The organism is Streptomyces sp. NPDC026377 (assembly GCF_055567715.1).
On record NZ_JBVHPV010000039.1, the window covers coordinates 1 to 10,028 of the forward strand.

The 10,028-nt window shown below is 68.1% G+C and carries 12 protein-coding genes; 5 read left to right on the forward strand and 7 right to left on the reverse strand.

Annotation, left to right across the window (positions count from 1 at the left end; genetic code table 11):
- Window positions 1-98: 98 nt before the first annotated feature.
- Both ACZ4MU_RS34985 and ACZ4MU_RS34990 read right to left on the reverse strand, forming a co-directional pair.
- A complete protein-coding gene (locus ACZ4MU_RS34985) occupies window positions 99-524 on the reverse strand; it encodes a hypothetical protein (protein ID WP_467883649.1) in 426 nt (141 codons plus the stop codon).
- A 147-nt stretch (window positions 525-671) separates the two neighbouring features.
- Window positions 672-1,532: an alpha/beta fold hydrolase gene (locus tag ACZ4MU_RS34990; RefSeq protein ID WP_467883627.1), complete on the reverse strand. Its 861-nt coding sequence runs from the start codon at window positions 1,530-1,532 to the stop codon at window positions 672-674.
- Window positions 1,533-1,773: 241 nt separating this feature from the next.
- On the opposite strand from ACZ4MU_RS34990, the gene ACZ4MU_RS34995 reads away from it, so the two are divergent.
- From ACZ4MU_RS34995 to ACZ4MU_RS35015, 5 genes are all read left to right on the forward strand, one after another.
- Complete coding sequence (locus tag ACZ4MU_RS34995) at window positions 1,774-2,289, forward strand: hypothetical protein (protein WP_467883629.1); 516 nt, start codon at window positions 1,774-1,776, stop codon at window positions 2,287-2,289.
- A gap of 233 nt (window positions 2,290-2,522) precedes the next feature.
- On the forward strand, window positions 2,523-2,714 hold the full coding sequence (locus tag ACZ4MU_RS35000) for a hypothetical protein (RefSeq protein WP_467883631.1): 192 nt from the start codon (window positions 2,523-2,525) through the stop codon (window positions 2,712-2,714).
- A gap of 42 nt (window positions 2,715-2,756) precedes the next feature.
- Complete coding sequence (locus ACZ4MU_RS35005) at window positions 2,757-3,095, forward strand: hypothetical protein (protein WP_467883633.1); 339 nt, start codon at window positions 2,757-2,759, stop codon at window positions 3,093-3,095.
- Between the two features lie 13 nt (window positions 3,096-3,108).
- Window positions 3,109-3,333, forward strand: a complete 225-nt coding sequence (locus ACZ4MU_RS35010; RefSeq protein ID WP_467883635.1) for a hypothetical protein — start codon at window positions 3,109-3,111, stop codon at window positions 3,331-3,333.
- A gap of 147 nt (window positions 3,334-3,480) precedes the next feature.
- Entirely contained in the window at window positions 3,481-3,885 is a 405-nt protein-coding gene (locus ACZ4MU_RS35015) for a hypothetical protein (protein ID WP_467883637.1), read from the forward strand.
- Window positions 3,886-3,895: 10 nt separating this feature from the next.
- Here ACZ4MU_RS35015 and ACZ4MU_RS35020 read toward each other — a convergent pair whose 3' ends face one another.
- The 5 genes from ACZ4MU_RS35020 to ACZ4MU_RS35040 all read right to left on the reverse strand — a co-directional run bounded on the left by ACZ4MU_RS35020 (window position 3,896) and on the right by ACZ4MU_RS35040 (window position 9,396).
- Window positions 3,896-4,117: a hypothetical protein gene (locus ACZ4MU_RS35020; RefSeq protein ID WP_467883639.1), complete on the reverse strand. Its 222-nt coding sequence runs from the start codon at window positions 4,115-4,117 to the stop codon at window positions 3,896-3,898.
- A gap of 511 nt (window positions 4,118-4,628) precedes the next feature.
- Window positions 4,629-6,701, reverse strand: coding sequence for a hypothetical protein (locus ACZ4MU_RS35025; RefSeq protein WP_467883641.1), 2,073 nt, complete (start codon window positions 6,699-6,701; stop codon window positions 4,629-4,631).
- A 40-nt stretch (window positions 6,702-6,741) separates the two neighbouring features.
- Window positions 6,742-7,569 carry a hypothetical protein gene (locus ACZ4MU_RS35030; protein WP_467883643.1) on the reverse strand — a complete coding sequence of 276 codons (828 nt, stop codon included), beginning with the start codon at window positions 7,567-7,569 and terminating at the stop codon, window positions 6,742-6,744.
- A gap of 16 nt (window positions 7,570-7,585) precedes the next feature.
- Window positions 7,586-8,749, reverse strand: coding sequence for a hypothetical protein (locus ACZ4MU_RS35035; RefSeq protein ID WP_467883645.1), 1,164 nt, complete (start codon window positions 8,747-8,749; stop codon window positions 7,586-7,588).
- Entirely contained in the window at window positions 8,746-9,396 is a 651-nt protein-coding gene (locus tag ACZ4MU_RS35040) for a hypothetical protein (protein WP_467883647.1), read from the reverse strand. Before ACZ4MU_RS35040 ends, ACZ4MU_RS35035 begins: the two co-directional genes overlap by 4 nt.
- Between the last annotated feature and the right edge of the window lie 632 nt (window positions 9,397-10,028).

A 10,028-nucleotide genomic window follows, 5' to 3' on the forward strand; every position in this document is an offset into this window, starting at 1 on the left:
CCCCCATCAGCAGACGTCGCTGCCGCTCGTCCAGGTGAGGAAACAACACTGCGAACTTCAGAGCGAGTTGATTACGGACCTCGTCGGATATGCGCCTATCACACCAACGACCCGAACCAGGGGAAGCAACACCTTGATTCTCTGCAAGCCCTAAGTCGAAGGCGGCGAAGAAGCAGGAGCTGCGCAAGCAGCGGCGGCGACTCCAGGACGCCGGGAAGCGCCACCTCGCCGCCGCGCAGTCGCGCCAGCCCCGGTCCCGGCAGAACCGGATCGGCAACGCGGCCGCGCGCCGCGACGCCCGCGCCCTGTCCCGGGTGCGGCACCCAGCGGGAACCCACGGAGGAGATCATCCGCCAGCGGTTGATTTCGAGGTTCGTCACGACGAGCAGGGCGCGCAGGAGGCGGGTGGCGCGGGCGGGATCGGTGCGGAGCTTGGTGAGGATCCGCCAGTTGTTGTGGCGGGCGAAGCCGTGCTCAACCGGTGCCCGTCCGACGGCGAGTACACGGGTAACCGGCGCCTGCACTCAAGTATGGCCCTGCCGAGTACGAGGCAGCACATTGCGCTGCCACAGAACCACGAGCCGACTGATCACCGGCCAGCGCAACACCGGCAAGAAAGTCGGAACGGTTCACTTTGTCATCCTGCGCCATGCCGCCATCGTGAGATTTGGTCAGGCCAAATCGTTGAGCCCGTGGATGAGGTGCGGCCATGCCTCGGGCGGTAGGTAGTGCCCCATCCCGGGCACGACGCTGAGACGAGCTCCCTTGACGGCCTTCGCGGTGCGCACCGCGTTGCCCATGGGGATGATGGGGTCGCAGGACCCGTGGATCACGTGAACCGGGAGGTCGATCTTCCGTAATGCCCGCAGGCGATCGGGGGCCGTCAGTATGGCGGCGAGCTGATGGCGGGTGCCGCTCTTGCTGACACCGCGCGCATAACTGCGGTATAGCATCCGGCGCACGCCCTCTTCGTCGAGCGATAGATGTTGACCCCCGATCTTCCTGATCATGGCCATGCTGTCCCTGACGTAGCCCTCACGGTCCTCGGGATGCCCGCGGAGCATCCAGGCGAGCAGTGAGAAGTCCGTACGACAGCCGATGCGCAGATGCCCTGGGGTGGTCATGAGGAGCGTGAGCGACAGCAGTCGTTGAGGATGCTCGATGGCCATGAGCTGCGCGATCATTCCTCCCATGGAAGCCCCTACGACGTGGGCCTGCGAGACGCCGATGTGATCGAGGAGGTTGATCGCGTCACGGGCCATATCCGCCAGAGTGTAGGCGGGTGGGCTGAGCCTCACTGCCGCTCGTATGGGATGGGGGCGTGATGGAGTCCTTGACGATCGGCCGCTGTCGCGGTTGTCGAAGCCCACGACGAAGTAGCCCTGAGTGGCCAGCAGCCGGCACAGCTCGTCATCCCACCAGATGAGCTGCCCGTGCAGTCCGAACACGAGGAGGAGAGGGCGGTTGTCGGGGCTTCCGATGGTCTCGTAGCAGATGCTGGCACTCGGCAGCTCCGCGATGCTCTCAGCCATGTGTGCGTCTCCGCTTACAGATTTCCGGGCATTTCGGCGAGGTGAGTCAAGCCCGTGTGATCTTTTTCAGGCTTTCGCTCGAGCGCTTCTGCCCGTGGCGGCATAAAATAATTTACTCCATCTGCTTTTAGGCCGCCCCAAGGATGACCCGGTGACAGTCGCATGGAACATTGAGTGAGCAAATCGAAGTATGATATTGCTGCCAATAAAGGCGACTTCATTTTGGAAGGAGTGTTCCGAGATGCTGTTCGATCCGGAAGTAAAAGCAGTGGCCGACCGCGTGAGATGGGAGTTTTCGCCGTACGCAAGTGTGGGCCCGCTCCGATTTGGGATGAGGCATGATCAGGTAATTTCTGCGTTGTCCGTGGGAGATCCAACGGACAGTGGATACCCGATTCCGGGCGAGTTTGCTTCTTTTTACGACGCCGGAGTTACCGTTTATTACGGAATAGACGGTACGTTGGCGGGCGTGGCGATCAGTCCCTTCATGGGCCCCCATGTCGTTTTCGAGGGATTTCAACTGACCCACCGCCTACCGTCAGAGGTTATAGACTGGATGGGAATCGGCTCGGCCGGCCCATTCCGCCTGAACCAGCGTTGCGAGCCGTACTTCGAGGAGATCGGCCTTCTCATTCGTGGCCAGCAGGGCGGGGATTATCTACGCAGCCGCCCCGTCTTTGTCGGACCCGAACCGTCCGATCGATTCGGAGACCTTCACGAAGGCTCAGTTCCGGCGCGAGAATGGGAAGAATGTTAAGTAGCGAATGGTAAGCAAGGATGCCCCGGGTTGGATTTCCCTTACTGGGAATCACAGTCAGAGGCATCCTGAAAGGTAAGCCGGTGAAAGCGGACGGCTACGACGAACACGCCGCCGCCGTGACGATGACCGCCGCCGTGCTCACCGGGGCCGGGTACGGCACCCGGCTGTCCTATTAGACCGAGATCGCCCGCAAGCTGCCCTACGGCTATACCCAGTACGCCGACCTGACGATGCGCGCCCCGGACGCCGGGGTGCCCGCGGTGCTCCTGGAGGTCGACCGCGTCAACGAGCCCGTCGACGACCTGACGGCGAAGCTGCGCCGCTACAGCGACTGGTTCGAGCTCCTGGCACCGAAGGCCGACAAGGAACGCGAGCGGGCAGCCCGCGGGCAGGGTACGGCCGTGCACGACTTCCGGCTGTAGTCGCGGATCTACCCGGCGACGGGCCGCGAGGGGTACGTGCCGGTGGCGTTCGTGTTCACGGGGAAGACCGTCGCGCAGCGGGCGAGCCGGATGCGGCGCCTGGAGCATGCCGCACGCCGCTACTTCGCCGGCACCCGGTACCCGTGGGCCGGGTTCACGTCCGTCGACTACCACCAGGCGGTGCCCGTGGTCGTCACCGAGTTGGAGAGGATCACCGCCGACCCGGCCGGGGCGGCGGGCAGGGTGTGGCGGCGGCTCGGGCGTGAGGAGTGGCAGACGCTGAACGAGGCGCTGGACAACCCGGACGGCGAGCGGCTGTACACGGTGGAGGAGGAGCAGTTCCGCAGGCGCCAGGCGGAACTGCAAAGCCGCCGAGCGTGAGGCGAAGCGCCCGGTGTGCACGCAGTGCGGCACCAAGTTCACCGATGAGCGCTGGCAGATGATCCAGCAGTACTCCTGGCGCAGCGAGACGGACGGACTGTGCGGACCGTGCGCGACGGAGCACTGGGCCCGGATCGAAGCCGAACGCGTCGCGCAGCGCGAGGCGGAGGAAGCCGCGGTGCGGGAGGCGGCCGAAGCGGAGGCGAAGAAGAACCGCGGCCTGTTCCGCCGCCGGTAGCCGCGGGCAAGCCCAAGGGGACCCTGGGCAAGCCACCCTCGGATGGCGGCTTGCCCACCCCGGCCGGGGCGCGCTGAGGCAAAGCTCTGTTCAGCGGGTGATCTCCCGTGGCAGGCTCGTGGCTTTCCAGTCGAGGGGAGCAAGCCGATGGAGGGCTTCGCAAAGACGGAAGGCGAACTGTGCCCGGACTGCAAGGCGGGACCGAGCCCGGATAACGCCTGTGTCGGGGTGGGCCTGCCGATCCACATGTGGCACACGCCCGACTGCCCGCAGTGGACCATCATGCAGATCGGCTTCGAGGCCAGCTCCCGGCGCGTCAAGGAACAGGACGCGTGGGCCAAGGGCGTCTTCCCGGCCGCTCATGAACGCCTGAAGCTGGCCGCCGACGCGATGCCGCCGGACACGCCTGCCCAGCCGTTCATCGACGCGCTGACCGAACTGGTCCAGGCGCAGGCCGACACCACAGGCTTCGTCGTCCTGCACCGGTGGACGGAGATCCTGGAGCGGCACTTCCCGCCGCAGCTGCCGGACCCCGAGCGCACCACCGAGTAGCCGGCAGCGCTCACCACCTTGGCCGTCCAAGCCACGAGGACGCGAGCGCGGCGATAGCGTCCAGCCCCATGACCACCACCGACACGATCGCCGCCCTGGCGCTGGGCGCTGCGATCGTCGCTGCCGTCGCCGCCATCGGATCCTGGAAGGCGGCACGCAACGCCAACGGGGCCGCGCGCAGACCCTCTCCCCGATCGAGCAGCAGCGCCTGCACGCCGATCTCACCCCGCACTTCCGCTGCACCATCGGGGAGGCGGAGACAGGCCCTGTAGCCCGCCGTCACCTGGCTGACAGCCTCGGCTGGTGGCGGGAAGAGTTGACGTCCCAAGACTCGCCTTTCACTTGGTGGTGCGGTACCAAGGCGCACGAGCGGGCCGCCTGGCACGAAGTGAAGCGGTGGCTGGCCGGTCACCCCCGGGCAACGTGATGCTGACACGGCTGGTGTCTGATCGCAGCTACGAACGCCGTAGCGGCCGGATCCAGGCGATGTTCGTCCTGGTCGCAATCTTCCGGACAGCCTGGCGACACCTTGCCCTACGGACCGGCATCCGAACGGCGCGTCACGTCGTGCGCGATCTGCGGAGCCGGCCTATAGCCTCTCGACCTGGTCTATCGCGAGTGACTTGTGAGGTGGAAGGGGGTCGTGGGGTTGCTGTGCCGGGAGGGCCCGGATAAAAGCATCATGGCTTGCGGGCAGCCGCCCCGCGCAGTCGGCGCAGACCTGGTTCAGCACGTATAAGGGATCAGGTGGTGGCGCGGGGCATACGTAGTGCGGATGGGGTCGGGCGCCCGATCGGCAGGATTCCGACCACGATGAGCCGGGGTACCTCGGTGGCGCTGCGCGCGCGGTGGATGATCCAGACGCTGTCTTCGATGCTCCGGTAGCCGCTGGTGTGGCCGCTGTCGTCCCCGACCAGGAGCAGGCCGAAGGGAGGGCCGGTGGCGGTGTAGTTGGCAGCCTGCGCGAGGTAGCTCTTCTCGATGCGTTCGCGTGTCCATCTGGTATCGCGGCGTTTGACCTCGGCGACGAAGCGGCTGCCGGGTTCGGGGGTGTAGGTGACGTCGGTGCGTCCGCTGGCGACGTCGATGAGTTCGCGCTGCACGGTGCCGGGGGTGAGTGTGCCGGCGAGGTGCTGGTGGAGGTCGTCCTGGACGTGCTTCTCGTCCCAGTGGTCGGAGCTGCCGTCGGGCTTCTTGTCGGGGCAGGGGCCGAGGTAGGCGGTGCGGGCACCGTAGTAGTCGGCCTGGGCGTCGAAGCGGTCGTAGAGGAACCGCAGGAACTGCTCCAGCAGGGTGGTGAAGTAGGAGCTGTCGCGCTGCGTCCAGGCGGGGCTGGTTGCCAGCTCCTCAAGCAGGGATTCCAGGTGGGCGTCGAAGCGGGCGTTGCCGGTGGGGGTGTAGCCCTTGGACTGCTGCTGCAAGAGCTGCTCGATCCGATCCAGGAGAAACGGGTCGAGGTTGTCACGCAGCCCCGAGGCGTCAGCTTGGAAGAGCCCGGCGAGCGTGGGGCGGCCCTCCACGGCTTTTCCCGGCATCACCTGCCCAGTCGATGACGGTGCCCGCCGCCGGGCCTGGACGGCCTCGTACAGCGCCCGTGCGTCGGGGGAGCCGGTGAACTGCGGGTCGGTAGTGAGGGCCTGTTCGAGGTGGTGCAGCAGGCCGTCGCTGCGTACGAACGCGGCCTCCACCGGTGGGCTCACCAGTGCCGTCAGGCCGCCGGATCCGTCGGCCCGGGCGGTGTGGATGCTGCGGCTGGCGACGTAGACGTCCAGTAGGTCGCCGAGGGTGCCAGCCGGGTTGTACCAGCTGGGTTGGTCCAGGTGGGTGCGGGCGGTCTGGAGAGAGGTGACGAGCCGGGACCAGGCACTCTGCGCAAGTCCGCGGGCGCTGAGCCAGTCCAGCCGGTGCATACCGCGGGTCCACTCGGTCAACAGAGTGGTCGTGGCATCCAGTTGGGCGGCGGCCTCGGCCAAGCGCTGCTCGGCGGGTGCGGCTGTCGCGGGCTGCTTGCCGATTTCACCGAAGGCGAGGACCGCGTCGACGGCGGCGGCGTGGGCGCGGGCGTCGAGTCGGGCCTCGTGGGTGCGGTCCAGGTCCTTGAACCGCATAAGGGCCCGGCGCAGATGGTCTTCGACGGCTGAGCGGTCGGATGCCTCCAGCGCGCTGCGCATGTCCGCGACGGCCAGTTCGAAGGTGGCGTCGGCCCGAGTACCCGCAGGGAGAGCGGTCTGATTCTCCAGCGCGCTCAGGACATCGAGTAGAGCGTCGTCGCCGAAGTGGTCGTGGGCGACGCCGACCAGGATCGGCAGGCGCTCGAGGGCCTCGGACGGCTCGTCCCCGGTGATCTCGGCGAGCAACGCCATGAGGCGGTGCGGGGTGGCCGTCTGCGCGACGGCCAGGCGCAGTAGTCCGGCGACGGCCGGCTGGGCGAGGGCGGCATCGGCGTCGCCAGCGAGCGCGGCCTCCACGTGTGCGGCAAGGTCCCGGATGGTGCGGGTGCCGAGGCGGGTGGCGAGCGCCAGATGGGCGCACACCACGTCGATCGCGTCAGCCAGGACCCAGGCGGCCTGGGGGTTCCGCAACCCCTGGGCCACGGCGTCGAGCAACCGCCGGGCCTGGTCACCGTCCAGGGCATCGAGGTCGCGGCCGAGTGCCGTGAGCAGATAGGGCAGGAGTGGGCCGGCAGCGAGCTGGTCGGCCTCCGCGATCACCGCCTCGGCACCGCCGAGGTCCGCGATCGAGGGCCCGGTGTCCAGCTCGTCGTCGGTTGCGTGGCTGGCCCAGGCCTGGAGCATCTGGTCCACGCTTGGGGCCACGGTCCTCTCCTTGTCGCCGGCCGGTTCGCGAACGAGCAGCTTAGAACAGGTGTTCACTACTGCTGGTGATGAGGTGGTCCTTCGGCAGGGCGTCGACGAGCTCGGGCTGCGCCGTGGTGAGAACGACCTGCAGCTCGGGAAGTTCTGCGGCGATGGCCTGCAGCTCGGCGATCAGGGTGCGGGCGGGCACCTCGGTGACTTCTTCGGCGGCGACCGAATCGATCAGAAGGAGGCCGGGGTGCGTGGCCACGCCACGGTCAGCACTCACCCGCAGCAGCGCGATGACGGTCGCGATCCGCATGCGGAGCCGGTCGCCGCGGCTGAGCCTCTTGAACGGGGTCTTCACCCCAGCCTTTACGGCGTTGACCTTGCCGGCGCGGTCGAGTTTGACGCTGTCGAGGTTCTGCACGCCGAACCGTGTGGCGAGCTCGACGATCGCTTCGTTCAACGCCGGGAACAGCTGCTTCGCCGCAGCGTCGACGGCCGCGCGGACGGCTTCCTCGGTGGCGGCCAAGACCTGGGCGGACACTGGGACCGGCGGAGCCGGAGGCGTCGATCCGGTCGCCTCGAGCCGTCCGCGGAGCTCGGCCGCCCGGATCTCCAGGTCACGCAGCCGGTCGTGGGCCTGCGAGGTGGCAAGCCCCTGTTCCAGGCCAGCTGCCGCCTCGCGATGGTCGGCCAGAGCACTCTGCACCGCCTCCACAGCCCTCAGCCGCCGGTCGGTTGCCTCCCTCTCGGCATCCTGGGCTTGCTCCAGGCTCTGCTCCAGCCCCGCCAGCAACGCTTCGGCGGTCTCCGGGACGACCTCGGGCAGCGGCCGCGTGCACACCGCACAGTTCGCCTGCTCGCGCTCCTCACTGCGCCGCACACTGCCCAGCGGCTCCTCACACCGCGGACAGCACACCGGGTCCAGCCGTCCCAGGACCCTCCGGGCCTGCCACGTCTCCCGGGCATCCAGTAGCCCCTGCTCCGCGCGCATCCGGGCGGCGGACACCTCCGTGAGCGTCTGCTCGGCATCCTCCAACAGCGCCCGCATGCCGCGCAGCTCCATCGCAGCCTGGTCGGCGGCCCGCAGGAGCGGAGAGATGTCTTGGGCAGCCGTCCGGCGCCACGCCTCGATCTGCCCAGTCACGTCGGCGAGGTCCGGCCTGCCACGCCTCACGCTCGGTCCGGCGGGCTTCCGCGTCCCCTTCCGCCCGGCGCTGCCCCTGGGTGATCGTCTTCTTCTCCCGCTTCCCGGCGACGGACAGCTGGGTGAGGGCCGTGCTGTACGGGATGTCGACGAACAGCTCCATGAGCCGCCCGGGCAGGCTACCGGCGACATCGCCGAGCAGGATCCCGTCCCCACCGGGATTGAGATAGCAGGCCCCGAAGTACGACGCCCACCCGTGGACCTGCGGGGCCCCCTCGCCGTCGGCGCCGCCGGTCACCTGCCACAGGTTGGTGTGCTCCATACGCAGCGCGTCCAGGAAAAACTCGCCGATACACCGGCTGACCTCGTCATTGCCGGACGCGGTCGCCAGTAGACGAAGCGCGTCGTCGTCCGCGGCAAGCAGCTGGTCGACGGACTCCCCGGCAAGGATCCGGCCCCGCAACTGAGGGTGCGGCTGGCCGTCGACGTCCAAGACGATGCGGATCGCCCGGCCGGCCACAGCGATGTCTACGCTCAAATGACGCAGCCACGAGCGGACATCGGGCGGCAGATCGCGCGGCCCGCCGCGCAACGGGAAGACGAGGAACTCCAGCAGACTGGTCTTCCCGGCGCTATTGTCCGGGTGGACGATCGCCCACACGCCCGGAGTGAAGGGCTGCTCCACGGTGAAGTCGTCGCCCGAGTGTTTCGTGCCGCTGGCGCGCAGCCGGACGATGCGCAGCCGCCGGTCGGCGGCAGTCGGGCTCTTCAGGGTGATGTTCGCCTCGGCCAGCGTCCGCTCAACCTGCACCGGTGTCAGCCCGAGCTTCTCCGCAACCTCCCCCAGGATTTCGCTGGCGCTCGGGGCGACAGTCAGGTCGGCCGAGTTGGAGCGGGCCGGGCCGGGCGCAGTCATGAAGCCTCCTGGTCAGTGGCTCCCGTGGCTCCCGGGTCAAGCGCCGCTTGAAGTTCGCGCAGCCGCTCGCGGGCCTGGTCGGTGATGGGGCCGATGTGCTGGCGCCAAGGGGTGTCAGCGTAATCCTGCAGCAGGTACTGCCGGTCCTTCAGCTGCGTGCCGCCGAGACCGTCGACCAGGTCCACGACCAGGCGGGTGCGCTCGACGTACCAGGCCAGCGCGGGCGCCTCGGTGACCATCGACTGTGCCACCTGCCGGCCCCCCTCCAGTAGGAAGTAGATGTGCTCCACCACGCGCTCACGCCCGAGGACTTGCGTCTTGCGCAGCAGCCCCCGTTCCACCAGCGGGGCCAGAGCGTCATCAAGCTCCTCGAAGGCGCCGTACTTGTAACGCAGCATTGGGAAGCGCCGCAGATCCGGTTCCTCCGACTCCAGAATCTCCGCGGCAAGCTCCAGCAGCCGAGGAACATCCGGAGCGGCCTCGTACTCGTTCATCAGCTCGTAGGCCAGGTAGTCCGGATTGCGGACCCAGAAGTCGAGCTTCTGCAGCCGCACCTGGGTGTGGACCACCCCGACGGTCGATGGCGGCACCGACTCACCTCCGGCCGCCGACTTGGCAGCGGCGTCGATCAGCAACAGCAGCCGCACCGAATCCTGCCAGCGAGTGGCCCGACGTACTCCTGCGGATCCGACCATCACGCTCCCCTGGATCGGCACACACCTCGGCCCTGAACAACATCCTGACAGCGTGTTGAGGTGAGTGGGGAGAAGTCGGCGCGAATCGGCGCCCCAAAGTTGCAACCGGTCGCCAGAGCCTGACCAGCGGGCTAACTGGCCCAGGTCTTGATCTGGGCGGCGACTTCGCGTGCTGGGGGGTCCGTCGCGGGCAGCACGGGCCAGCGGGAGCACGGTGTCGAGGCCGGGGCTGACTGGCAGCCCGCACGCGGCCGGGGGTAAGCGGCGGTCACCGTGGCCGCGAACAGCAGGTTGCGGACCTCCAGACTCGGCTGCCGGGCCAGCTCGCACAACAGCGCCGCGGCCTTGTGGTGCGGCTCGGGGTAAACCTCCTGCCCCAGGATCTGGCACGGTGTCGGGCCTCGGCGGCGACCGGCACGCCGTAGTCAAGGACCTGGGGATCCCCCGGAATCTGCTGCGACACCGTCAGGATCCACGCGAGGTCGACCTTCTACGACCACTTGCCTCGCCCCCTAGAACAGAAATGGGAAGGGGTGGGCGGAGGGCGCGCGGACGGAGGAGGGGATCGGACGCGGGGTCGTCTC